At 68.4% G+C, this 22,901-nt stretch carries 18 protein-coding genes and 1 pseudogene; 14 read left to right on the top strand and 5 right to left on the bottom strand.

What is annotated here, in order from left to right:
* The first annotated feature begins 35 nt into the window (after nucleotides 1–35).
* Complete coding sequence (locus HNQ73_RS12730) at nucleotides 36–1,352, top strand: ABC transporter substrate-binding protein (RefSeq protein ID WP_183335238.1); 1,317 nt, start codon at nucleotides 36–38, stop codon at nucleotides 1,350–1,352.
* A 20-nt stretch (nucleotides 1,353–1,372) separates the two neighbouring features.
* On the opposite strand, the gene HNQ73_RS12725 is transcribed toward HNQ73_RS12730, so the two are convergent.
* A complete protein-coding gene (locus tag HNQ73_RS12725) occupies nucleotides 1,373–2,491 on the bottom strand; it encodes a citrate synthase/methylcitrate synthase (protein ID WP_210305196.1) in 1,119 nt (372 codons plus the stop codon).
* A gap of 90 nt (nucleotides 2,492–2,581) precedes the next feature.
* Here HNQ73_RS12725 and HNQ73_RS12720 point away from each other — a divergent pair, with 90 nt between their 5' ends.
* Nucleotides 2,582–3,778 (top strand): citrate synthase family protein, encoded by a 1,197-nt coding sequence (locus HNQ73_RS12720; protein ID WP_183335237.1) that lies wholly within the window; start codon nucleotides 2,582–2,584, stop codon nucleotides 3,776–3,778.
* Between the two features lie 13 nt (nucleotides 3,779–3,791).
* Here the strand turns inward: HNQ73_RS12720 and HNQ73_RS12715 are convergent, their stop codons facing one another.
* Both HNQ73_RS12715 and HNQ73_RS12710 read right to left on the bottom strand, forming a co-directional pair.
* Nucleotides 3,792–3,947, bottom strand: a complete 156-nt coding sequence (locus tag HNQ73_RS12715; RefSeq protein ID WP_183335236.1) for a hypothetical protein — start codon at nucleotides 3,945–3,947, stop codon at nucleotides 3,792–3,794.
* 86 nt (nucleotides 3,948–4,033) lie between these two features.
* Complete coding sequence (locus HNQ73_RS12710; protein ID WP_183335235.1) at nucleotides 4,034–4,366, bottom strand: four-helix bundle copper-binding protein; 333 nt, start codon at nucleotides 4,364–4,366, stop codon at nucleotides 4,034–4,036.
* A 204-nt stretch (nucleotides 4,367–4,570) separates the two neighbouring features.
* On the opposite strand from HNQ73_RS12710, the gene HNQ73_RS12705 reads away from it, so the two are divergent.
* From HNQ73_RS12705 to HNQ73_RS12695, 4 genes and pseudogenes are all read left to right on the top strand, one after another.
* Complete coding sequence (locus tag HNQ73_RS12705; RefSeq protein WP_183335234.1) at nucleotides 4,571–5,554, top strand: zinc-dependent alcohol dehydrogenase family protein; 984 nt, start codon at nucleotides 4,571–4,573, stop codon at nucleotides 5,552–5,554.
* A gap of 162 nt (nucleotides 5,555–5,716) precedes the next feature.
* Nucleotides 5,717–8,230 (top strand): annotated as a pseudogene (locus HNQ73_RS18180) (beta strand repeat-containing protein); the annotation flags it as partial.
* 137 nt (nucleotides 8,231–8,367) lie between these two features.
* Entirely contained in the window at nucleotides 8,368–9,420 is a 1,053-nt protein-coding gene (locus tag HNQ73_RS12700; RefSeq protein ID WP_183335355.1) for an autotransporter family protein, read from the top strand.
* A 242-nt stretch (nucleotides 9,421–9,662) separates the two neighbouring features.
* A complete protein-coding gene (locus HNQ73_RS12695) occupies nucleotides 9,663–12,032 on the top strand; it encodes a penicillin acylase family protein (protein WP_183335233.1) in 2,370 nt (789 codons plus the stop codon).
* An 18-nt stretch (nucleotides 12,033–12,050) separates the two neighbouring features.
* Here the strand turns inward: HNQ73_RS12695 and HNQ73_RS12690 are convergent, their stop codons facing one another.
* Entirely contained in the window at nucleotides 12,051–12,842 is a 792-nt protein-coding gene (locus tag HNQ73_RS12690; RefSeq protein ID WP_244650170.1) for an IclR family transcriptional regulator, read from the bottom strand.
* Between the two features lie 205 nt (nucleotides 12,843–13,047).
* On the opposite strand from HNQ73_RS12690, the gene HNQ73_RS12685 reads away from it, so the two are divergent.
* Genes HNQ73_RS12685 through HNQ73_RS12650 form a run of 8 tightly spaced genes read left to right on the top strand, consistent with a single transcriptional unit; the run spans nucleotide 13,048 to nucleotide 21,579 of the window.
* A complete protein-coding gene (locus tag HNQ73_RS12685; protein WP_183335231.1) occupies nucleotides 13,048–14,025 on the top strand; it encodes an ABC transporter permease in 978 nt (325 codons plus the stop codon).
* Nucleotides 14,022–14,864 (top strand): ABC transporter permease, encoded by an 843-nt coding sequence (locus HNQ73_RS12680; protein ID WP_183335230.1) that lies wholly within the window; start codon nucleotides 14,022–14,024, stop codon nucleotides 14,862–14,864. The genes HNQ73_RS12685 and HNQ73_RS12680 overlap by 4 nt, the downstream gene beginning before the upstream one ends.
* Nucleotides 14,861–16,486: an ABC transporter ATP-binding protein gene (locus HNQ73_RS12675; protein WP_183335229.1), complete on the top strand. Its 1,626-nt coding sequence runs from the start codon at nucleotides 14,861–14,863 to the stop codon at nucleotides 16,484–16,486. The genes HNQ73_RS12680 and HNQ73_RS12675 overlap by 4 nt, the downstream gene beginning before the upstream one ends.
* Nucleotides 16,487–16,497: 11 nt before the next feature.
* Complete coding sequence (locus HNQ73_RS12670) at nucleotides 16,498–18,096, top strand: ABC transporter substrate-binding protein (protein WP_183335228.1); 1,599 nt, start codon at nucleotides 16,498–16,500, stop codon at nucleotides 18,094–18,096.
* A 44-nt stretch (nucleotides 18,097–18,140) separates the two neighbouring features.
* Nucleotides 18,141–18,986, top strand: a complete 846-nt coding sequence (locus HNQ73_RS12665) for a polysaccharide deacetylase family protein (protein WP_244650168.1) — start codon at nucleotides 18,141–18,143, stop codon at nucleotides 18,984–18,986.
* On the top strand, nucleotides 18,979–19,728 hold the full coding sequence (locus HNQ73_RS12660) for an SDR family NAD(P)-dependent oxidoreductase (RefSeq protein ID WP_183335227.1): 750 nt from the start codon (nucleotides 18,979–18,981) through the stop codon (nucleotides 19,726–19,728). Before HNQ73_RS12665 ends, HNQ73_RS12660 begins: the two co-directional genes overlap by 8 nt.
* A 2-nt stretch (nucleotides 19,729–19,730) precedes the next feature.
* Nucleotides 19,731–20,462, top strand: a complete 732-nt coding sequence (locus HNQ73_RS12655) for an SDR family NAD(P)-dependent oxidoreductase (RefSeq protein WP_244650166.1) — start codon at nucleotides 19,731–19,733, stop codon at nucleotides 20,460–20,462.
* Nucleotides 20,463–20,487: 25 nt separating this feature from the next.
* Nucleotides 20,488–21,579 (top strand): NADH:flavin oxidoreductase/NADH oxidase, encoded by a 1,092-nt coding sequence (locus tag HNQ73_RS12650; protein WP_183335226.1) that lies wholly within the window; start codon nucleotides 20,488–20,490, stop codon nucleotides 21,577–21,579.
* An 8-nt stretch (nucleotides 21,580–21,587) separates the two neighbouring features.
* On the opposite strand, the gene HNQ73_RS12645 is transcribed toward HNQ73_RS12650, so the two are convergent.
* Nucleotides 21,588–22,895: a GGDEF domain-containing protein gene (locus HNQ73_RS12645; protein ID WP_183335225.1), complete on the bottom strand. Its 1,308-nt coding sequence runs from the start codon at nucleotides 22,893–22,895 to the stop codon at nucleotides 21,588–21,590.
* Between the last annotated feature and the right edge of the window lie 6 nt (nucleotides 22,896–22,901).

The raw sequence follows: 22,901 nt of genomic DNA, 5'->3' as shown, positions 1-22,901 counted from the left end.
CGCAATGGGACAACGTGAACGGAAGGAGATCCGCGATGGCGGAGGATGTCTTCTGCCCAGAAAATGACGGCGGCCGGCTGTCGCGCCGGCGGATGCTGCAGCTCTCGGCCGGGGCGGTGCTCACCGGCCTCCTGCCGCGCACGGCCATGGCCGCCGGCCTTGCGCTCAACGTCTTCGGACACCGCGTGCACCAGGGCGCGGCGACGACCGGACCGGGCGGCGACGCGACGGAGGCCTGGCGCCGGGAGACCGGCAACACCGCCTCGTGGGTGACGCTGGGCGACGTCAACGCCATCCACGAGCGCCTGCTGCGCGAGGCGACGCTGGGCGAGACGACGATCGACGTCGCCTTCCTGCTCAACGGCCGCGCCGTGCCGCGCAACCTCAGGCTCTTCGCGCCGCTAGACAGCTTCCAGAAGGAGGCGCCGATCGCCGAGTTCGACGACATCGCCCCCGGCCTCGTGAAGCCACTGCAACTCGACGGCGCGCTCTACGGCGTGCCGGTGCGCCACGCCACCAACATCATCATCTACAACGAGGCGCTGTTCGAGGAGCGCGGCGTGGCCCTGCCGAAGACCTTCGAGGAGCTGGTCGAGGCCGCGCGCAAGCTCACCTTCAGGCGCGACGACGGCACCCAGGTCTACGGGCTCGCCTTCACGCCGGTCTTCGCCTCCAACTTCCTCACGATCTCCCGCTGCCTCGGCGGCGACTACATGACGGAGGACCGGAAGATCGTGGCGGCCGAGGCGCCGATGGTCGAGGCGCTGGCGGTGCTCGCCGCGCTCTACAAGGACGGCGTCCTGCCGCGGAACACGGCGACCCTCAACAACGAGGAGCTGACCACGTGGATGCAGCAGGGCCGCGCCGCCATGAGCATCCAGCCCTTCGCCCGCCTTGCCTCCTACAACGACCCGCAGAAGTCGCGTTATCCGGGCAAGCTCAAGCCGCTCGTGCCGCCGATGGCGGAGGCGCTCGTCGGCAAGGTCGCCTACGCGCCCACGGTGGAGTTCTGGTCGCTCGTCATCCCTGCCAATTCCAAGAACCAGCGCGCGGCGTGGGATTTTATCCGCCACCTGTCCTCGCCCGCCGCGACGACACAGATGGCGCTCAACGGCAACGGGCCGGTGCGCATCAAGACCTATTCCGACCCGTCCTTCGAAAAGAACTATCCCTATGCCGCAGTGGAAGCCGAGGCGGTGGCCGCCTCGCGCATCCACCTGCCCGCCTTCGACGAGCAGGCCCGCGCCCACGACATCTTCATCGAGGAGACACAGGCTGCCGTCTTCGGCATGAAGACGCCGCAGAACGCGATGGCGGACGCGGTCAAGCGCGTCACGCCCCTGCTCGGCTGAGCCCGCTTCGGCGCCGGATGCTAGGAGCCCGGCCGCGCGACGGACGGCACCGGCCCGACATAGCGGGACTGGGGCCTGATGAGCCGGCCGGTCTTTTCCTGCTCCAGCACATGGGCAGTCCAGCCGGCCATCCGGCCCGCGGCGAAGACATTGGTGAAGCTCTCGCGCGCAAAGCCCACGGCCTCCAGGACGAGGGCCGTGTAGAACTCGACATTGGTCGCGAGCGGCCGCAGCGGCTTTCGCTCGGCCAGCAGGGCGAGAGCTTCCTTCTCCACCGCCTCGGCGAAGCGGATGCGGCCGCCGGCATCGCGCAGGTCAGCCACCGCCTTCTTCAGCACGTCCGCCCGCGGATCGCGCACGCGATAGACGCGGTGGCCGAAGCCCATCAGCCGCTCGCCGCGCGCGAGCGCCTCCGACAGCCAGGGGCGGATGCGGCTCGGCTCGCCGATGGCGTCCAGCATGTCGAGCACCGGCCCCGGCGCGCCGCCATGAAGCGGGCCCTTGAGCGCGCACAGCCCGCCGATGACTAACGAGAAAAGACCGGCCCTCGTCGAGGCGATGACGCGCGCGGTGAAGGTCGAGGCATTGAGACCGTGGTCGGCCACGGTGACGAGATAGGTGTCGAGCGCCCGCACGTGGCCCGCGTCGGCCGGGCGCCCGTGCAGCATCCTCAGAAAGTCCGCCGCCTGACCGAGGCTCGCGTCCGGCGCGACGGGATGCCGGCCGGCCCGCCGGCGCTGGATGGCCGCAGCAAAGACCTGCACCGCCGCAACCGCCAGCACGTGATGCGCTGCCGGCTCCGTATCCGCGAGCGCCGACAGCAGAAGCCGCAGGGCCTCTACCGGCGCGAGCCCGTCCGTCGCCTCCAGAAGCGGCAGCATGACGGCATAGGCGTGCAGGCGTGCACGACCGAGGTCGGCACGGATCGCTGTCTCGTCCGTCGGCCCGGGGGCGAGGTCCTGCCACAGGAGGGAGAGCACGCCCTCGAAGCTCCGACCGGCAAGCTCCTCAAGGTCGTACCCGCGCACGATCAGCCGCCCGGCGGCGCCGTCGACGTGGCTCAGCACCGTTTCGGCAGCGACGACATCGTCGAGGCCCGGCGCCACGTGGTCATTGAGGGGGGCAAGATTGAAGCTCATGGGGATTGTCCTCGCTGAAAGACTTGCCGCGAGGATGGCTGTGCAATAAATATAGTCAATATTGATTCATATAATCAATATGAGGCATCCGTGCCGGACCATGGCGGGTTCATCGATGCGAAGGCCGCGGCGCAGAGCCTCGGCATCAGCCGTGCGACGCTCTATGCCTATGTGAGCCGCGGGCTTATCCGCACCAGCGAGTCAGGGGACGATCCGCGCCGGCACCTTTACAGCGTCCACGACATCGAGGCGCTCAAGCGGCGCAAGGAAACGGGCCGCCGTCCTGCCCGGGTGGCGGAGACGACGCTCCACTGGGGCATGCCGGTCCTCGCCTCCGCCATCACCCTCATCGAGAATGGCCGCCTCTACTACCGCGGCCATGAGGCGACCCAGTGGGCCGAAACGTCGACACTCGAGGAAACCGCGCGGCTCCTCTGGGATTGCGGGGGGCGCGATCCCTTCGCCGAGACGCGTGCAGAGGCGCCCCCGTGGGATGGCGCGCTTCTCGCCCGTCTCGCCCATCTGCCGCTCACGGAGCGCTTGCAGGCGCTGCTGCCGCTGGTGCCCGCCGGTCGCACCATCGCCTGGCAGCGGGACGTGCGCAGCCTCTGGCCCGGCGCCGCGGCCCTCTTGCGCGCCACCGCCGCCGCCGTGTGCGGAACGGAGCCGGACGGCGACGCAGTGCACCGGCACCTCGCCCGTGCATGGCACCTTGATGAGACGGGAGCCGATCTTCTGCGGCGGGCTCTGGTTCTCGTTGCCGACCACGAGCTCAACGCCTCGGCCTTCGCCGTGCGTGTCGTCGCCTCGACGGGCGCCTCGCTCGGCGCCTGCCTCAACGCCGGCCTGTCTGCGCTGGGCGGCCCCCTGCACGGCGGCACGACGAGCCTGGTCGAGATCCTGCTGGACGAGATGGAGCGCGACGGCGATGCCGCTGCGGTCGTCGAGGCACGGCTGAGGCGCGGCGAGGGCATACCGGGCTTCGGCCACCCGCTCTATCCGCAGGGCGACCCACGCGCCGCCGCCCTTCTGGCGCGCATGCCGCCCGAACCCGGGCGCGAGGCACTGATAGAAGTGATGCGGGACAGCGCCGGACGGCTGCCCAACATCGACTTTGCGCTCGTGGCGCTGCGCCGGGCATATCGCCTGCCACCGGGTGCGGCCTTCGCCATCTTCGCCGTGGGGCGCACTGCCGGCTGGATCGCCCACGCGCTGGAGCAGCGGCTGGACGAGCGTCTCATCCGCCCCCGGGCGCGCTACACGGGCCCCGCCGCCGGCAGCGTCTGACACCCCGGCCAGCTCATTCGTGGCGCTCGCCGTAGAGCTCCTCAACCTTGCGATGCTGCCGCCCGCGCTCGCCTGCCCGCAGGCGGCGCCGGGTCAGGCCGTAGATAACGGCCGCGGCAAACAGCAGCGGGCCGACGACGATGGCGAAGAACCAGACATACTCGCCCATGGGCACCTCCGTCCCTCGCCTCCGCAGCCGCCGATGACGGGCAAGCGAGTCTCAGACATGGGAACCGCCATGCTTCCGGCTCCGGCTCACGCCGCCATGTTGCGGCAGTGCTCGGCGCAGGCCCGGCAGGCCGCAACGCAGACCTCCATGTCGCCGATGCGCTCGCAATCGTCGGCGCACTGGCCACAGATCTCCGCGCACTCGGCACAGACATGCCTGTGGTGGTCAGAGCCGATGAGCATGAAATGCGCGGCCGTGCGGCAGATCTCGGCGCAGGCCATCATCAGGGTGAAGTGGCGCTTCTCCGTGTGGGCGCCGCCGAGCTCCAGGCAGTGGCCCATCGCAGTCGACTGGCAGACCCCGTAGCAGTTGAGGCAGGCATCGATGCAGGCCCGGGTCGTCTGGTCGATGTGATGCATCGTCGCTCTCCCGTTTCGAGCTCCCAATCCCGCCCGCGGCCCTTTGTTCCCGTCCGTGAGCGGGGTGCGACCTATCGCCCGATCGGGCATCGCCGCGCTCCCGGCCATGACCGGGGCGATCTAGATTGAAGGAGAGCGGCAGCGGGCCGGGCGCCTCCCGGCGACCAGCCCGCACTGCGGCCGCGAGGCATGGAGGGCCGGATCATGCGCGCGATGGTGCTGCGGGAAACAGGCAAGCCTCTGATGCTTGAGAAGCGCGCGTCGCCCTCGCCCGGCCCCGGCGAGATCCGCGTGGCGGTGGAGGCCTGCGCCGTGTGCCGGACCGACCTGCACGTGGTCGACGGCGAACTGCCGAACCCGCGGCTGCCCGTGATCCCGGGCCACGAGATCGTGGGGCGGGTCGAGGCAATCGGCGCCGGCGTGAGCGGCCGCCGTCTCGGCGAGCGCGTGGGCATCCCTTGGCTCGGCCACACCTGCGGAAGATGCCCCTACTGCGCCTCGGGACACGAGAACCTGTGCGACGAGCCGCTGTTCACCGGCTACACCCGTGACGGCGGCTTTGCCTCGCATGTCGTGGCAGACGCGGACTATGCCTTCGCCCTGCCCGACGACGGCGACCCGGTGGCGCTCGCCCCGCTCCTGTGCGCCGGCCTGATCGGCTGGCGCTCCCTGGCAGCGGCGGGCCCCGGCGAGCGGATCGGCATCTACGGCTTCGGCGCGGCGGCGCACATCATCACCCAGGTCTGCACTTGGCAGGGGCGCCGGGTCTTCGCCTTCACGCGCCCGGGAGATGTCGATGCGCAAGACTTCGCCCGCTCCCTCGGTGCCGTGTGGGCCGGCGCCTCGGACGAGGCGTCGCCCGAGACGCTCGATGCGGCGATCATCTTCGCGCCCGTGGGCGATCTTGTGCCGCTGGCTCTGCGGGCCGTGCGGAAGGGTGGCCGGGTCGTCTGCGGCGGGATCCACATGAGCGACATTCCGGCCTTCCCCTATCGCCTGCTCTGGGAGGAGCGGCAGGTGGTGTCGGTTGCCAACCTGACCCGCCAGGATGCCACGGAATTCCTGGCGATTGTGCCGCAGGCAGGGATCCGGACGCAGACCGTGCGCTATCCCCTGGAAGCCGCCAACGAGGCCCTGGCGGACCTGCGTGCGGGGCGCCTTCAGGGGGCCGCGGTGCTCATCCCCTGAGGCGGCGCGCACCGCGCCCATTTCCGTTCCCGTGAGAGCCTCCGGCCGCGCCCCCTCCGGTGACTGGCGCCGCGGGAACCGGTCCACAGCCAGATATCCTGCCCGCCAGGCCGGCTTCGCAGCCGCCATTGCCTGGGCCTTGCTGCACACCCGGACTTTGCAATGGCGGCGCTTGACCGAGGGAATCGACGCAATTATCCATCAATTACTAACCTGAATTCAGTATCCGGAGCGCAGGGCGTGGCCGATCGTTTCGTCGTTCAGGTAGAACGACCTCACCGCAAGTGTCATGCCCCCAGCCCTCGCGCGGAAAACTGCAATTCTACGAATCGCTTCTGTCGCGACCAGCGGCTGCCCGGTTCCTTTCTCGGGCAGGCGAGCAAGACAGCGCTGGTCGCCGCTGCCGCGTCCCTCGCCTGGACGGGCGATGCATGGGCGAACTGCGTCCTGACGCCTGGAACACCAACGACCCTCGTCTGCGACGACGCCGGAAACAACTACCCTGGCGGCATCGAATACCTCAATTTCTCGACCGGCCTGACTGCGATTGTCGGCGCAGGGGTCGTCATCGATCGTACTCCTGGCGACGGCAATATGGGCGTCAACCTGTCCGGCAACGGGAACCATACCCTCGCGCTGGAACTCGCCCCGGGCACGATCATCCGTACGAATGGATTCATCGCGCAGGGCGTGCAGGTGCACAGCACCAACAACGACAATGTCGTCATCGTCTCCGGTGCCAATGTCACGACACAGGGGCTCGACGTTGCAGGCCCCACCGATGAGATCACCGTCGGTATCCTCGGGCGGGCCAGCTCTTCGACCGGCACTGGCTCGGTGGTCGTCACCCAGCTCGCCGGCAGTTCCATCCACGTGTCCGGCTTCAAGTTTGTGGTCGGACTCCATGCCCAGTCGCTCGGCCTCGGCGACGTTTTCGTCGAAAGCGCCGGCACCGTGACGGCGGTCGGCACGGATCCAGATGCCACTTATGTTTCTGCCATTTCGGCGGCCATAGGAAACCCGGACTCGACCGGGAGAATGGACGTCATCCTCCACGCAGGAGGGGCCGCTTCCACCGACGCACAATTGTCACCCGCACTGATAGCAGAGAATTCCGGCTACGGCGCCACGAACGTCATCGTCGATGGAACAGTGGAAGCACTTGGCGATCTCTCCGACGGCGTCTTCGCCTACAGCTCCAATCCGAACTCGACAGCGCTGACCTCGGTTTTCCTGGGCGGAAACGGCAGCATCACGACACACCAGCTAGGCTACGGCATCTGGAGTTTGGCCGGCGGCCTCGGCTCGTCGCTTGTGTCCGTCGCGGGCAGCATTCGCACATTCGGCGACGAGGCCTTCGGCGTCGGCCTCGACGTGCCGTCCGCCACCAACGCCGCATCACATCAGGTGGTCATCAGCGGGCAGGGGAACATCGAAACGTCAGGCAGCGGTTCCCATGGCGTGCGGGCATTGCTCGCCGGTCCCGGATCGCTGACTTTGGATCTGCGCGACAGCGCTCGTGTGACGACCAGCGGTGATCAGGCCGCCGGTGTCTACGGCAAGACCTTGGGAGATGTACTGCTCGTCACCGCTTCCGGCACCGCTGTCACGGCAAGCGGCAGCGAAGCCTTCGGCGCCCAGCTCGATGGCGGCAGCGACGTGCTTGTCCTGCATGCGGGCAGCATCGCGGCTTTGGGACGGTTCGGCGTCGGCCTTTTCGCCTTCTCGGACGCCTCAGCGACTGTCACGCTCGGTGCGGGCGCCTCGGTGATGGGCGGCTGGCAGGATACCGCCAAGGGCGTCGGGCCGAACAGTGCCTCTCCTGCCGCCGGCGTCATTCTGGGCGCGGCCGCGGCGAGTTCCCTCGTCAATGCCGGCAGCATCGGCGCAGGTTCGGACCGCGCCGTCATTGACGCGACGCGCGGGGGCGGAACACCCGCAGGCAATATGACCATCGCCAACAGCGGCACAATCACCGGGTTCGTCGAGCTCGCCGCCGGCGGAACAAATAGGTTCGACAATCTCGCCGGCGGCCTCTTCGACATCCGCCATTTCGCCGACACGGACGGCGACGGCGTGCGCGACACCAAGCGCGTCGCCATCTCCGACTTCGGCGACCCGCTGACGTCCGTCTTCAGCAATTCCGGCCTCACGCGGCTTGCGCCGGCCAGCGACGCGGCAGCCACGGATCCGACCGGCTACTACGTTCCGACGACCGGCTTCGACAGCCGCCCCCTCGAGGCGTCGTACTACAACCTGAACCGTAACGGCGTCGTCCAGGGGCAGCTGGTCAATCTCGGGGAGTTCGACCACAGCGGCATCCTCGACCTGCGCGGACCGGCCATCGGCAATTCGCTGGTCATCACCAGCAATGCAACAGCCGGCGGCGCGCCCGGCTCGTCCGTCTTCGTGGCCAACGGCGGGCAGATCCTCCTCAACGCCGTGCTCAACGACGGCATCCAGCCCGGCGGCGCGACCAACAACTATGCCGACATGCTCATCGTCGACAGCACGCGGCTCGGATCGGCGCCCGCACGCATCCATGTCGGCATCGACCCGAGCCTCTCCGGCACCCTGACGACCGGCAACGGCATCGAGCTTGTGGAGGTGCGCGACAAGACCGCCTCCGCTCCGGGCGTCTTCACCCTCGGCAGCCGCGTCGCCGCCGGCGCCTACGAGTATCTGCTCTACCATAACGGCGTCGGCGCGGACGCCGCCGACGGCAACTGGTATCTGCGCAGCACGCTGATCGTCTCGGCCAGACGGGCGACCCGTCCGAAATTCCGAACTACCGCCCCGAGGTTCCCGTCAACATGGTCGTGCCGGCGCTGGCAGACAGCCTCGGCCTGGCGATGCTCGGCACCTACCATGACCGCAGGGGCGAGCCGTCCACGGATCCCGGTCTGTCTGCACCCGCCGGGCCCGCCGCGTGCGACGACGAGGCGCGGCGCTTCCCGCGCGCTGAAGCCTCGGCAGACCGCGCAGCCTGCACCGGCCGCACCTACGGCTGGGGTCGCATTTTCGGCGAGCGCGGCGCCGCCGGCTATGGCGGCAACGACCTCGCCTCCCGCACCGCCCGCTTCTACCGCCATGGCCCGAGTTACGACTCCAGTCAGGCGGGACTGCAGGCGGGGCTCGACCTGCTCCACCGGGAGCATGCAGACGGCGCGCGCGACAACGCGGGCTTCTATTTCGGCGCCGGGCTCATGCAGAGCCACGTTCGCGGGGTCTACGGCGGCAAGGCCGGCTCGACCGACGTCAGCGGCTATTCGCTGGGCGCCTACTGGACCCGGACGGGCGCATTCGGCTGGTACCTTGATGCCGTCCTTCAGGGCACCTGGTATGCCGACATCAAGGCGAAGTCGCTCTTTGGCGAAACGCTCTCCACCGCCGGATGGGGCCTCGCCGCCTCCCTGGAGGGTGGCCAGCCGATCAGCCTCGGCGGCGGATGGGCGCTGGAGCCGCAGGCGCAGCTCGTCTACCAGCGCGTGTCCATCGACAGCGGCACCGACCGCTTCGGCCTCGTTGCCTATGAAGATACCGACCTCCTCCACGGACGTCTCGGCGCGCGGCTCACAAGAAGCTGGGAGCTGGAGGATGGCCGGCACCTCACCGCCTGGACGCGCGCCAACCTGTGGCACAGCTTCGGAGGCAAGGTGAACACGACCTTCAGCAGCCTCGCCGGCCTCAACGCCGTGAGCCTGCCCGCGGACGTGGGCGGCACCTGGGGGCAGCTCCAAGCGGGCCTGTCCGGCCGCATCACCGACAGCATCAGCGCGTTCGCCTCCGGTGACGTCCGCTTCGCCCTCGGCTCGGCCAGGGGCCACGGCTATGGCGGGCGCGTGGGCATGAGGGTCGTCTGGTAACCCCTCAGCGGCGACCTTCCGGCGCCTGACTGTCGCAGCGCGTTTTCCTCTCCACCGGCCGGTGCTGGCCATGGCCGCCGAGCATCCTTTCGCCTCGGCGAGCAGCCGCGCGTCTCCGGCACCGGCAAACTTGCATCATTTTACGGTGCGGCCGTATTTCACAGAAATACTCTCGCCTTGAGGTGGCTTCGGAGTTCGACATAACGTGTCGCCGTGGTCATTGCGCAGGCAGAGGAGCCGTAATGGGTAACGCCGCTCAACCGAAGCATCCCGGGGCCTCGTTCGTGCTGGCCGGTCTCGAACGGCCCGTCGAAATCGCCATCGACAGGCAAGGCGTTGCCCATATCCGGGCCGAAACAAAGCACGACCTGTTCTTCGCCCAAGGCTGGAACGCGGCGCGCGACCGCCTGTGGCAGATCGACCTCTGGCGCAAGCGCGGCCTCGGCCTTTTGTCGGCCGATTTCGGGCCGGGCTACCTGGAGCAGGACCGGGCGGCGCGGCTCTTCCTCTACTCGGGAGACATGGAGGCGGAGTGGGCCGCCTACGGGCCCGACGCGCGGGACATCTGCACCGCCTTCGTCCGGGGCATCAATGCGCGCATAGCGCAGATAGAGGCCGGCGAAGCGCCGCTGCCGGAAGAATTCACGCTGATGAACACCCGCCCGGCGCGCTGGCAGCCGGAAGATGTCGTCCGCATCCGCAGCCATTGCCTGACCCGCAACGGCATGTCGGAAGTGATCCGCGCCAACGTGATGGCCAAGGGCGGCGAGCGCCTCGATGCGCTGCGCCGCAAGATCGAGCCCAAGGTCTCGCCCACCGTTCCGGAAGGCCTCGACCTTGCCGACATCCCGCTCTCCATTCTCGACACGTTCGCGCTGGCGACGGCGCCGGTGACGTTCACCCCCGAGCGGCTGGCCGCGACGGTGGCCGACGCCCACCTCTGGCGCCGGGTGACGCCCCTCGGCGAGGTTGTGCGCGCCGCGGACTCGGAAGGGTCGAACAACTGGGCGATCTCGGCCTCGCGAACGGCGACGGGCCGCCCAATCATGGCGAGCGATCCGCACCGGACCCATTCCTTGCCGGCCCTCCGGTACATGGTGCACCTCACCATGCCGGGCCTCGACGTCATCGGCATGGGCGAGCCGGCCGTGCCGGGGGTGTCACTCGGCCACAACGAGCATTTCGCCTATTCGCTGACGATCTTCGGCGGCGATCAGGAGGACGTCTATGTCTACGAGACGGACCCGGCCGCGCCCACCCGCTACCGCTACGGCGACGGATGGGAGGAGATGCAGGAACGCGTCGAGCGTTTCGAGGTGCGAGGCTGCGAGCCCGTGGAGCGGGTCCTGCGTTTCACCCGGCACGGCCCGGTCATCGCCGAGGCGCCGGAGAGGGGGCGCGCCTATGCCCTGCGCACGGTGTGGACCGAGCCCGGCATGGCGCCCTACATGGGCAGCCTCAAGGTCATGCAGGCCCGCGACTATGCGGGCTACGTCCAGGCGCTCGCGAACTGGGGCACCCCGTCCGTCAACCACCTCTATGCAGACACCGACGGCACGATTGCCTGGCATCCCTCCGGCGCGGTTCCGGTCCGGCCCAACTGGAACGGCCTGCTGCCCGTTCCCGGTGACGGCCGCTACGAGTGGGCCGGCTTCCTCCAGCCCGGCCAGCAGCCGGTCAAGGTCAATCCGCCGTGCGGGTTCATCGCCACCGCAAATGAGATGAACCTGCCGGAGGGCTGGGAGGAGACCGGCGTGAAAATCGGCTTCGAGTGGCTCGACCGCAGCCGCTCCGAGCGCATTCACGCGGTGCTGGCCGCATCGGACAGGCACGACATCGCCGGATCCTGCCGGCTGCAGAACGACGTGCATTCCGAGATCGGCAGGCGCATCTGCGCCGTTCTTGCCGGTATCGGCGCCTTCGAAGGTCCGGCCGAGAGCGCCCGGGCGCTGCTCGCCGGCTGGGACGGCTGGGCCTCGGAGGACAGTCCGCAGGCGGCCCTGTTCGAGTTCTGGATGACGCGGCACCTGAAGCGGGAGATCGGCCGCGCCTTCGGCGCGGACGACGCCACGCACGCACTGCTGATGCCCTACGACGTGCAGAGCATCGCGGAAGTCATAGAGACGCCCGAAAACTGGTTCGACACGGCGCCGGTGGAGACGCGCGACGCCTTGCTGGCACGCACACTCGCTGCAGCCTGGCAGGACCTCCGCCAGACGCTCGGCCCCGACAGCTCTGCCTGGCGCTGGGGCGACCTGCACGGCCTGAAGCTGGTCCATCCGCTCGCGCCCCTGTTCCCGGACAAGGCCGAACGCCTCTCGGTCCCGCGCCTTCCCGTGGGCGGCAGCAGCTCAAGCCCCAACTACGGGCCCTACCGTGCGAGCGACTTCGGCATCATCACCGGTCCCTCCCTGCGCCTCGTGATGGATGTGGGGGCCTGGGACAACAGCGTCTTCGTGGCGCTGGCAGGACAGTCCGGCGAGCCGGGCTCACCGCATTTCTCCGACATGGCGGAGGACTGGCGGCGGGGCAACTACCACCCGCTACGCTACTCCCGCCAGGCGGTGGACGAAGGCACCGAGGCCGTCCTGCGTCTCATGCCGGCCGCCTGAGCGCTCGGCGCCGGAATGTCAGCCGGAGAGCGCCCGCGTCGCCTCGAGCAGGAGCGGCGAGAACTTGCGCCGGAATCTCTGTTCGTCCCATTCGGACAGGGATCCGGCGATATGGATCGCCCCTGCGGGCCGGCCGTCCTGATCGAGCACGGCGGCGCCGATGACAATCTCGCCGAGGAGGCTTTCCTCCAGGGCGCAGGCATAGCCCAGCTCCCGCGCCTCCAGGACGCGCGCCATGATCTGGTCGGGATCGGTCAGCGTACGGGGCGTGATCGGCTTGCGGTCGGAGGTCTCGATGATGTGGCGGGCCTCCGCCTCTGGCAGATGGCTGAGGCAGGCGCGACCGCCCGAGGAGGCATAGGTGGGAATGCGCCGCCCGATCAGCGTGGCGAAGAACGTCTCCCGCTTGCTCTGCATGCGGAGCGCATAAAGGGTCGTGTAGCGGTCGAACAGGCTGAAATCGACGCGCTCGCCCGTCACCTTGCGCAGGTTCGACAGCACCGGCGCCACCCGCGCCACCAGCGGGTTGCTGCGCAGATAGTCGAAGCTGCGGTCGAGCAGGCGCCGCCCCGGCACAAGGCCGCCGCTCTGGGGGTCGCGCTCCATGTAGCCGAGGCACTGGAGCGTGTAGGCGATGCGCTGCACCGCGCTCTTGTCGAGGCCCGAACGCTGGGCGAGCTCCCGCAGGGACGGCGGCCTCGGCGTCGTGGCAAGTGCCTCCAGCACGCGGAATGTTCTGGCGACAGACTGCAGATAGAGCCGCTCGTCGATTTGCTCGGTCGGGGCGGAGCCTGGCTGGTCGTCGCTCACGGGACGTCCTCGTTGTTGAAGGCGATGCAGGGAACCTGTTGACGCAACCGAGCCGGATGATACCATGCCCGAATTACAACCCAGTCGTATTGAATAGCAATTCGATCGTTCTGGGGCAAGTAGTGGATGGCGTAAGTTGCCGGAGGGGGGCGATGGGCCGGTCTGCCGCATGGAACGCCTGGCGCACCGGGGGCGCGCGCTGGCCATGAAGGTTCTTAGCGTGATCGCGCTGCGCGCGGCCAAGGCCGTTGGCGTCATCCTCGCCATCGTGGCGCTCAATTTCGTCCTGATCCGTCTCGCACCCGGCGACCCCGCGCAGGTCATGGCCGGCCAGGCGGGTGTCGCAGACGAGACCTTCATGAGGCAGCTGCGCGAGCAGTTCGGCCTCGATGAGCCCATCTGGCGCCAGTTCCTCATCTATGCTGCCAACATGCTGCAGGGCGACCTCGGCTATTCCTACCGCCAGGGCGCGCCCGTGGCTGCCCTCATCGCGGAGCGGCTGCCGGCCACGCTGCTGCTGACCGGGACGGCATTCCTCTTCGCGCTCGTGTCGGGCGTCGTGCTGGGCTGCGTCGCCGCGGCCCGCGCCGGCAAGCTGCCAGACCTCGTCGTGTCGGTGGTGGCGCTGCTCTTCTATGCCACGCCGCTGTTCTGGGTCGGGATGATGTCCATCCTGCTCTTCTCCGTCTGGCTCGGATGGTTCCCGCCCTTCGGCATGGTGACGGTCGGCGCCAACCTGACGGGATGGGCCTACGTTGTCGACGTGGCGCACCATCTCGTGCTGCCTGCCTTCACCCTCGGCCTCTTCTACATGACGGTCTACACGCGCATGACGCGCGCCTCGATGCTCGAGGTGCGCGACATGGACTTCGTGCGCACCGCCCGCGCCAAGGGCCTGGCGCCGGGCGTCATCCTCCGGCGGCACATGCTGCGCAATGCCATCCTGCCCGTCGTCACGCTGGCGGGCATCCAGGCGGGCCAGCTCGTCGGCGGCGCCGTTCTGACCGAAACGGTCTTCGGCTGGCCGGGCATCGGGCGCCTCGCCTTCGACGCCCTGGTGCAGCGCGACTACCAGGTGCTGATGGGCGTCTTCCTCATCAGCTCCGTCATGGTCGTCATCTTCAACATCCTGACGGACCTTCTCTACCGCGTCATCGATCCGCGGATCGGAGCCGTTTCATGAATGGCGTGCTGAGACAGTTCCTGACGAATCCCAAGGCTCTGATCGGTCTGACGATCCTCGCGCTCGCCGTTCTCGTTGCCGTTCTCGCGCCTGTTCTGGCGCCGGGAGACCCGTGGAAGATGGCGGGCCGTCCCTTTCTGCCGCCGCTGCAGGACATGCGCTTCCCGTTCGGCACCGACATGATGGGGCGGGACATCATGACCGGCCTGATCCACGGGGCGCGGGTCTCGATCCTCGTCGGGCTCGCCTCGACGCTGGTGGCGCTTGTCTTCGGCCTCCTGTTCGGGACGCTCGCCGGCTTCTACGGCGGCTGGCTCGACGACATGCTCATGCGCATCACAGAGTTCTTCCAGACGATCCCGACCTTCTTCTTCGCGCTGCTGCTCGTCGCCATCCTGTCGCCGTCGATCGTGTCGATCACGCTCGCCATCAGCCTCGTCAGCTGGCCTCCGGTGGCGCGGCTCGTGCGCTCGGAGTTCGCCAGCCTGCGGGGGCGCGAGTTCGTCCGGGCAGCGGAGGTGCTCGGAGAAAGCAACCGGCAGATCATCCTGGGCCAGATCCTGCCCAACACCCTGTCCCCCGTCATCGCGATGGCGTCGCTCATGGTCGCCTCGGCCATCCTCACCGAGGCGGCGATCAGCTTCCTGGGGCTCGGCGATCCGAACCGCATGAGCTGGGGCTTCATGATCGGCGCTGCCCGCACCGTGCTGCGCCAGGCCTGGTGGATGAGCTTCTTCCCGGGCATGGCCATCGTGCTTGTCGTGCTGGCCCTCAATCTCGTGGGCGACACGCTCAACGACGTTCTCAACCCGCGGCTGTCTCGCAGGAGGCGCCAATGAGCGAGCCGCTGCTCGAGATCGACGGCCTGACGGTCGACCTGCCGCTGGCGGGAGACCGCGCCCACGCCGTGCGCGACGTCTCGCTCCGGCTGCATCGCGGCGAGATCCTGTGCATCGTCGGCGAGTCGGGGTCGGGCAAATCCGTCACCGCCAACACGATCATGGGCCTCTTGCCGCCCGACAACCTGAAGGTGCGGTCCGGGCGCATCCTCTTCGACGGGCAGGATCTGCTGACACTTCCCGAGCCGGCACTGTGCAAGCTGCGTGGCGCGCGGATCGCGATGATCTTCCAGGAGCCCATGACTTCCCTCAACCCGGTCATGACCATCGGCCGGCAGATCGAGGAGGTGATGGAAGCCCACGGCGTTCCGGCGGTGGAGCGGCAGGCGCGGGTGCTCTCCCTGCTTGAGGCGGTCGGCCTGCCGGACCCGCCGTCCATCGCCAGGTCCTATCCCTTCCGCCTGTCCGGCGGGCAGCGCCAGCGTGTCATGATCGCGATGGCGCTGGCGCTCGAGCCTGACATCCTCATCGCGGACGAGCCGACGACGGCCCTCGATGTCACAACGCAGGCGCAGATCCTGTCGCTGATCCACTCGCTCCAGCGCAGCCGCCAGATGGGCGTGATGTTCATCACGCACGACTTCGGCGTCGTCGCGGACATCGCCGATACCGTCGTCGTGATGCGCCACGGCGAGATCGTGGAACAGGGGCCGGCGCAGCAGGTACTGGGCGATCCGCAGCATCCCTACACCCGGGCGCTCATCGCCGCCGTGCCGCGCTTCCGCAGCGAGCCCGCCCCTGCCGTCAACGAGGCTCCGGTGCTGCAGGTGGAACGGCTGCGCAAGGTCTACCGCACCTCGGCGAGGTTCTTCGGCTCGGCGCGGGAGGTCGTCGCGGTGGACGACGTGTCCTTCTCCATCGCCCGCGGCGAGACGCTCGGCCTCGTGGGCGAATCCGGCTCGGGCAAGTCCACCATCGGACAGTGCCTCGTGCGGCTGTTCCCCATCGACGGCGGGCGCATCCTCGTCGGCGGCAGGGACGTCACCAGGGTCAGCGGCAAGGACCTGAAGGAATATCGCGCCAAGGTGCAGATCATCTTTCAGGATCCGTTCGCGTCGCTCAATCCGCGCCACACGGTCGGCCGCTCGATCCTGACGGGGCCGCTCGCTCTCGGCGTCGACCGGGCGACGGCCGAGGCGCGCATGAACCGGCTGCTGACCCGGGTCGGGCTCGACCCGTCGGCCGCCTCCCGCTACCCGCACGAGTTCTCCGGCGGCCAGCGCCAGCGCATCGGCATCGCCCGCGCGCTCGCTGTCGAGCCGGATCTGCTCATCGCGGACGAATGCGTTTCGGCGCTCGACGTCTCGGTCCAGGCGCAGGTGCTCGACCTGCTGCGCGAGATCCGGGACGAGATGCATCTGGCGATGCTGTTCATCACGCACGACCTGCGTGTTGCCTCGCAGATCTGCGACCGGGTCATCGTCCTCCACCGCGGCAAGATCGTGGAAGAGGGCGAAGTGTCCACCGTCTTCAGCAATCCGCAGGCGCCCTACACGCGCCGCCTGATCGATTCCGTGCCCGGACGGTCCTGGCACGAACCTGCGTCAGTTCACGAAGTCTAGACGAGGAAACGATGAGCCAGCACTACCTCTCGCGCCGAGACCTGTTGCGGGCAACGACTGCCGCCGGCGTCCTGGCCCCCTTCATGCCGCGCGCCGCCTGGGCGCAGGCGGGCGGACGGGCCGTGATGAACATCATCTGCCACCCCGAGCCCGCCACGCTCTTCATCGGCCTCGAGCAGAACGCCCAGGTCCAGCTCGTCTGCGGCAAGATGTACGAAAGTCTGCTGACCTATGATTTCGACTTCACGCCGCGGCCGAGCCTGGCGAAGAGCTGGGAAATCTCTGACGACGGGCTCGTCTACACCTTCCATCTGGTGGAGAATGCCAAGTGGCACGACGGCAAGTCTTTCACGGCCGAGGACGTCGTCTTCACCTGCAAGGAATTCCTGATGGAGATGCACTCGCGCGCGCGGGTGAACTTCAGCTATTGCCGGGAGATCGAGGCGCTCGACGACCACACCGTGCGCTTCACGCTGCGCGAGCCGTTCGGCCCGTTCATCATGGCCTTCGAGTTCTCCTCGGCGCCGATGATCCCGGCCCACATCTACAAGGGCACGGACTACCGCACGAACCCTGCCAACAACACGCCGATCGGCACCGGCCCCTTCAAGCTCGCCGAATGGCGCCGCGGCTCCTTCATCCGCCTCGAGAAGAATCCCGACTATCACGGCGAGGGCGAGCCGCATCTCGATGAGCTCATCTTCCACATCCTGCCCGACGGCGCGTCGCGGGCCGTCGCGCTTGAGCAGGGCAAGGTCGACCTGTCGAGCTCCTTCGACATCGAGATGTTCGACGTGCAGCGGCTCGCGAGCCTGCCGCACCTCGAGCTGGAGACGCGCGGCTACGAGTTCATGGCGCCCGTCGCGCGGATTGAGTTCAACACGCGCATCCCGCCCTTCAATGACAAGCGCTTCCGGCAAGCCATCTGCCACGCGCTCGACAAGCAGCTCTTCACCGACATGATCTTCTTCGGCCTCGGCAGGCCGGCGACGGGCCCGGTGAGCTACCGGACGCGCTTCTACGAGCCGAATGTGAAGGTCTACGACTACGACCTCGACAAGGCGAAGGCGCTGCTCGACGACATGGGCCTGAAGCCGGGGCCCGACGGCATCCGCCACACGGTCAAGTTCCTGCGCCTGCCCTGGGGCGAGACCTGGGCGCGCTTCGCCGAACTCGTCCAGCAGCAGCTCGCCCTCATCGGCCTGCGCGTCGAGATCGAGCCGTCCGACCCCGGCTCCTGGACACAGCGCTACGGCAACTGGGAGTTCGAGATGACCTCGAACTATCCCTACCAGTTCGGCGATCCGGCGCTGGGCGTCGCGCGCTTCTTCCTCTCGAGCAACATCAAGAAGGGCCTCCCCTACTCGAACTGCACCGGCTACACCAACCCCGAGGTAGACGAGGCCTTCGCGGCCGGCGCCAGCAGCACGGATCCGGCAGTGCGCCAGGCAGCCTATTCCAAGGCCCAGAAGATCCTCGTCGAGGATGCGCCGATGGCCTGGCTTGTCGAGGTCGACTTCCCGACCCTCTACAACCCAGTGTTCCAGAACATCACGACCACGGCCATCGGGGTCAACGAAACCTTCCGCGTGGTGCGCAAGGCGGGCTGAACGGCCCGCCTTGACCACCGCCTGCGTCTGCGCACGGAGGCACCATGAGCGATCCTGCCAAGCTGCTCGACGAGCGAATGGTCAGCTGGCCCGGCGGCGCACGGTGCGCCGTCATGCTGACGTTCGACTTCGACGCCGAAACCCTGTGGCTGGCGCGCGACCCGGAGAACGCGCGCCGCCCGGGGGTGCTGTCCCTCGGCACCTACGGCGCGCTGCGGGGCGTGCCGGCCATCCTCCGGCTTCTCGCCGAGTATGGCGTGCCGGCGACGTTCTTCACGCCCGGCTGGACCATCGAGAAGTATCCGGACCGCATCCACGCCATCCTGGAGGGCGGGCACGAGATTGCCCACCACGGCTACCTGCACGAACGCGTCGATCCGGACAAGCCGGATGCCGAGCGCGAGTCGATCCTGCGCGGGCTCGAGTCCTTCGACAAGGTGATCGGGCAGCGTCCCGTCGGCTACCGTTCGCCCGCCGGCGAGACGACGCCGACGCTCATAGGCCTCCTGCACGAGCACGGCATCCTCTACGACAGCTCCCTGATGGCCGATGTCGTGCCCTACCGCCACCGGCTGGACGACGGCACGCCCGGCCCGGTCGAGCTGCCCTGGCACTGGGGCTGCGATGACGCGCCCTACATGATGTTCGCCCTGCAGGCGTGGCGGCCACAGTTCACGAACCAGCAGGTCTTCGAGAACTGGCGCGACGAGTTCGACACGATCTACGAGTGGGGCGGGCTCTTCAACCTCGTGATGCACCCGCAGTTCATCGGCAGGCCGATGCGTCTGCCGCTGCTGCGCCGCATCATCGAGCATATCCGCTCGAAACCCGGCGTGTGGTTCGCCACCGGGCGCACCGTCGCCGCCGAATGGGCCGCCCGAAATGAGTGAGCCAGTTCTGCACGGCCTGACCGCCGTCGTGACCGGCGCCGGCTCCGGGCTCGGCGCCGCCTCTGCCAGGGCACTCGCCGAAGCCGGCGCGCGACTCGTCCTGCTCGACCGTGATGAGACGGCACTTGCTGCCTGCGCGACCGCGATCGGCGGGGAAATCGCCGCCCGGCACGTGGTCGACGTCACTGACGGCGCCGCGGTCGCGGCCGTCTTCTCCGCCATGGATTGCTGCGACATCCTGGTGAACAGCGCCGGCATCGAGGGGCCGAGGGGCGGCCTTGAGACCTGCGATACGGCCGAGCTGCGCCGCGTCATGGACGTCAACCTGTTCGGCAGCCTGAACTGCATCCAGGCCGCCGTGCCGAAGATGAGGGAACGGGGCTCGGGCGCCATCGTCAACATCGCCTCGACGGCCGGACTCGTCGGCTCCGCGCGCCTCGGGGCCTACGCTGTCTCCAAGGCGGCGGTGGTGTCGATGACGCGCTCCCTCGCGCGCTCGCTCGCGCCTTCCGGCATCCGCGTGAACGCGGTCTGCCCCGGCTCCATCGACAGCCCGATGTTCGACCGCACGCTCGATCCGGCCAACGCCGAGGCGGACCGGGCGGCGATGATTTCCATCCATCCCCTGGGACGCCTCGGCAAGCCGGAGGAGGTGGCGCACGCGGTGGTGTATCTCGCCTCGCCGCGAGCCTCCTACTGCACTGGCGTCCTGCTTCCCGTGGACGGCGGTAGGCTAGCCTGATCATGCGTGTTGCCATCGTCACTGGTGCGGCTGCCGGCATCGGCGCTGCCACGGCCGCCCGGCTGCTCGCCGACGGCTTTCATGTCTGTACCGTCGACCGTGCCGAGGCCGATGCCCCGGCTCATGAGAACCGCCTCGATCTCGTCGAGGATCTCGTCGACCCCGCCGCCCCCGCCCGCATCGTGGGCGCAGTTCTCGAGCGCTTCGGGCGGGTCGATGTTCTCGTCAACAATGCGGGCGTGGGCGGTGCGCGTGCCGTCCACGAGACGGACGATGCCGGCTGGTCGCGGATCATCGAAACCAACCTCACCACCGCCTTCCGCATGTCGCGTGAGGTGCTCCCCGACATGCTGGCACGCGGCGCCGGCTGCATCATCCACGTCGCATCCATCTTCGGGCTCGTCGGCTGGCGCAACAATGCGGCCTATGCGGCGTCGAAGGCCGGCATCGACGGCCTGACCCGCCAGATGACGGCCGACTATGCCCCGCGCGGCATCCGCGTGAACGCCGTCGCGCCGGGGCTGATCCTGACGACCATGACGGAGCGGCTGCTGACGGACGCCGTCTACCGCGAGCTCATCCTGCAGGGCACGCCCGTCGGCCGAGCTGGTGACGTGCGCGACGTGGCCAACGTGATAGCCTTCCTCGCATCCGACGACGCGGCCTTCGTCTGCGGCCAGACCATCGCGGTCGATGGCGGCTGGACGGCCGCGCGCGTGCGCAACAGCGAGTGATCGGGAGCCCACGGGCAAGGAACCCATGACGTCAAACCTCTTCACGCCTCTGCGCCTCGGCAGCCTGGAGCTGCCCAATCGCATCGTCATCTCGCCGATGTGCCAGTACAGCGCGGAAAACGGCCGCGCCACCGACTGGCACCGCCAGCACTGGAGCAGCTACGCCCTCTCCTGCGCCGGCCTGATGATGGTTGAGGCGACCGGCGTCTCCCCGGAAGGCCGCATCACGCCCGCCTGCCTCGGCCTGTGGGACGACGAGACCGAAGAAGCCATGGCTTCGGCGCTGGCCTTCGCGCGGCAGTTCTCAGACATGCCGTTCGGCATCCAGCTCGGCCATGCGGGGCGGAAGGCCTCGACCGCGCGGCCGTGGGACGGCGGACATGTCCCGCCGGAGAAGGGCGGCTGGCGCGTGCTCGGCCCCTCGCCGGTGCCCTTCGCCGAAGGCTGGCAAACGCCCCTCGAGCTGGACGAGGCCGGCATCCAGAAGGTGATCGACGACTTTGCCGCCGCAGCACGGCGCGCGGTGAGAATCGGTTTCGACACCATCGAGATCCACGGCGCGCACGGCTACCTGCTGTCGAGCTTCCTCTCGCCGCTGGCCAACCGGCGGCAGGACAGGTGGGGCGGCTCGCTTGAGAACCGCATGCGCCTGCCGCTGGCGGTGTTCGAGGCCGTCAAGGCCGCCTGTCCGCCGTCCTATCCGGTCGGCATGCGCTTCAACGGCACCGACTGGCTCGAGGGCGGCATCGTGCCGGACGAGGCCGTGGCGCTGGCCAGGGCACTGCACGAACGGGGCTGCGCCTATGTGGACGTCTCCAGCGGCGGCAATGCCCCGGCCCAGATCCCTGTCGGCCCTGCCTACCAGCTCCCCTTCGCCTCCCGCATCAAGCGCGAGGTGGGTATCCCGGTCATCACCGTCGGCATGATCCGCTCGCCCCTGCACGCGGAAGGCATCATCGCGACGGGCGAGGCCGACGCCGTGGCACTTGGCCGGGTGGCCCTCAACAATCCACGCTGGCCGTGGCATGCCGCGGAGGAACTCGGCGTCGAACTCGTCGTCGCGCCGCCCTACCGTTTCGGCGCGACACGGCAGTACCGCCCGACCTTCGGCCGCTGAGGCACCGTCTACCCGGCCACCACCTGGTTCCTGCCGAGGCGCTTGGCCTGGTAGAGCGCACGGTCCGCGCGCTCTACGAGCGTCTGGTAGTCGGGATGGCCGTCGTAGGTGGCGACGCCGATCGAGACGGTGACAGTGAGCTCCTGCGCCCCCTGCACGTCGACGGGCGTCGCCTCCACAGCGGAACGGATCCGCTCCGCCACCTGCATGGCCTCGTGCTCCTCGGCCTCAACCAGCAGCACGAGGAATTCCTCCCCGCCGTAGCGGAAGATGAAATCACTCGGGCGGATGCTGTCCTGGATGCGGCCCGCGATCTGCTTGAGGACCGCGTCGCCCGCGGGATGGCCGAAACGATCGTTGATGTCCTTGAAGTGATCCACGTCGATCATGCAGATCGAGAAGAGCGACTGCGCGGCAGACGCCGTGACGATCTCGCGCGACAGAACCGTCGAGAGGAAGCGCCGGTTCAGCGTGCGCGTGAGCGGGTCGGTGCCCTGGTCGACGCCCGCGATCTGCTGGAACATCTCGCCGAGCAGGAACTTGACCTCGTCGACCTCCTTCTGGAAGCGCGCCGCAAGCTGCGGCATGTCGCCGGCGCTCACCGTCCGGGCCAACGGCAGGATGTTTCTGTCGATCTCGTTCATGGCCGCCTGGATGCGCGGGAACTCCGGCGCCTCGTCGAACAGGATCGATGCGCGGTGCCGGAACCAGAGGCCGAACTCGGAGTCGCTCAGGGGCGGGAAGTCGCGGTCGCCGGCAAGAAGCCCGAAGAGGATGGACTGGCTCCACTCCATCAGCGCAGCGCGCTGCGCCTCGCGCTCGATGGCAACGTCGCGCCCGAGGGAAAACAGCCTGTAGCTTTCGGCGGTGCGCGCCCGCATGCGCGCGCCCGACACATACGCCTCGCTCATCTCGATGATGGCGTTGTCGAAAGCCTGCGAGACGTTGGTGAGCGCCTCGCCGAGCTCCTTCGCGTCATTCATCTGCTCGGCGAGCCTCCTACTCAGACCGCTTCTGAGGCAGGCCGCTCCCCGCAGCACGAGGTCCATCGGGACGCCGAGGCGGGCGTGGGCCTCACCGAGGCTCCGCTGCGATTCACTGTCAATGATGGGCGGATAGTGCTCGAACAGGTCGAAGAGCCACCGCTCCAGCACGTGGCGCAGCCGCTGGTTCACCTGCCGGTGCGTCAGATAGCGCGAACCACGGGGATCGTTCAGGAATATCTCATAGAAGGCATCCACGAGATTCTTCGATTCCTCGGCCAGTGTGGCGAGAATGACCTTGTGAATGCCCTGCACGCCGGCGCGGGCCGGCATTGAACT

It is taken from the genome of Chelatococcus composti (genome assembly GCF_014201415.1).
In the GTDB taxonomy this organism is placed as follows: Bacteria; Pseudomonadota; Alphaproteobacteria; order Rhizobiales; family Beijerinckiaceae; genus Chelatococcus_A; species Chelatococcus_A composti.
Note: the sequence above shows the minus strand (reverse complement) of the source record. Positions and strands in the feature narration are given on the sequence as shown.

Coding starts and splice junctions, on each gene's coding strand:
- HNQ73_RS12730 (WP_183335238.1), top strand. CDS start 36: ATGGCGGAGGATGTCTTCTGCCCAGAAAATGACGGCGGCCGGCTGTCG.
- HNQ73_RS12725 (WP_210305196.1), bottom strand. CDS start 2,491: ATGAGCTTCAATCTTGCCCCCCTCAATGACCACGTGGCGCCGGGCCTC.
- HNQ73_RS12715 (WP_183335236.1), bottom strand. CDS start 3,947: ATGGGCGAGTATGTCTGGTTCTTCGCCATCGTCGTCGGCCCGCTGCTG.
- HNQ73_RS12710 (WP_183335235.1), bottom strand. CDS start 4,366: ATGCATCACATCGACCAGACGACCCGGGCCTGCATCGATGCCTGCCTC.
- HNQ73_RS12705 (WP_183335234.1), top strand. CDS start 4,571: ATGCGCGCGATGGTGCTGCGGGAAACAGGCAAGCCTCTGATGCTTGAG.
- HNQ73_RS12700 (WP_183335355.1), top strand. CDS start 8,368: ATGGTCGTGCCGGCGCTGGCAGACAGCCTCGGCCTGGCGATGCTCGGC.
- HNQ73_RS12695 (WP_183335233.1), top strand. CDS start 9,663: ATGGGTAACGCCGCTCAACCGAAGCATCCCGGGGCCTCGTTCGTGCTG.
- HNQ73_RS12685 (WP_183335231.1), top strand. CDS start 13,048: ATGAAGGTTCTTAGCGTGATCGCGCTGCGCGCGGCCAAGGCCGTTGGC.
- HNQ73_RS12680 (WP_183335230.1), top strand. CDS start 14,022: ATGAATGGCGTGCTGAGACAGTTCCTGACGAATCCCAAGGCTCTGATC.
- HNQ73_RS12675 (WP_183335229.1), top strand. CDS start 14,861: ATGAGCGAGCCGCTGCTCGAGATCGACGGCCTGACGGTCGACCTGCCG.
- HNQ73_RS12670 (WP_183335228.1), top strand. CDS start 16,498: ATGAGCCAGCACTACCTCTCGCGCCGAGACCTGTTGCGGGCAACGACT.
- HNQ73_RS12665 (WP_244650168.1), top strand. CDS start 18,141: ATGAGCGATCCTGCCAAGCTGCTCGACGAGCGAATGGTCAGCTGGCCC.
- HNQ73_RS12660 (WP_183335227.1), top strand. CDS start 18,979: ATGAGTGAGCCAGTTCTGCACGGCCTGACCGCCGTCGTGACCGGCGCC.
- HNQ73_RS12655 (WP_244650166.1), top strand. CDS start 19,731: ATGCGTGTTGCCATCGTCACTGGTGCGGCTGCCGGCATCGGCGCTGCC.
- HNQ73_RS12650 (WP_183335226.1), top strand. CDS start 20,488: ATGACGTCAAACCTCTTCACGCCTCTGCGCCTCGGCAGCCTGGAGCTG.
- HNQ73_RS12645 (WP_183335225.1), bottom strand. CDS start 22,895: ATGCCGGCCCGCGCCGGCGTGCAGGGCATTCACAAGGTCATTCTCGCC.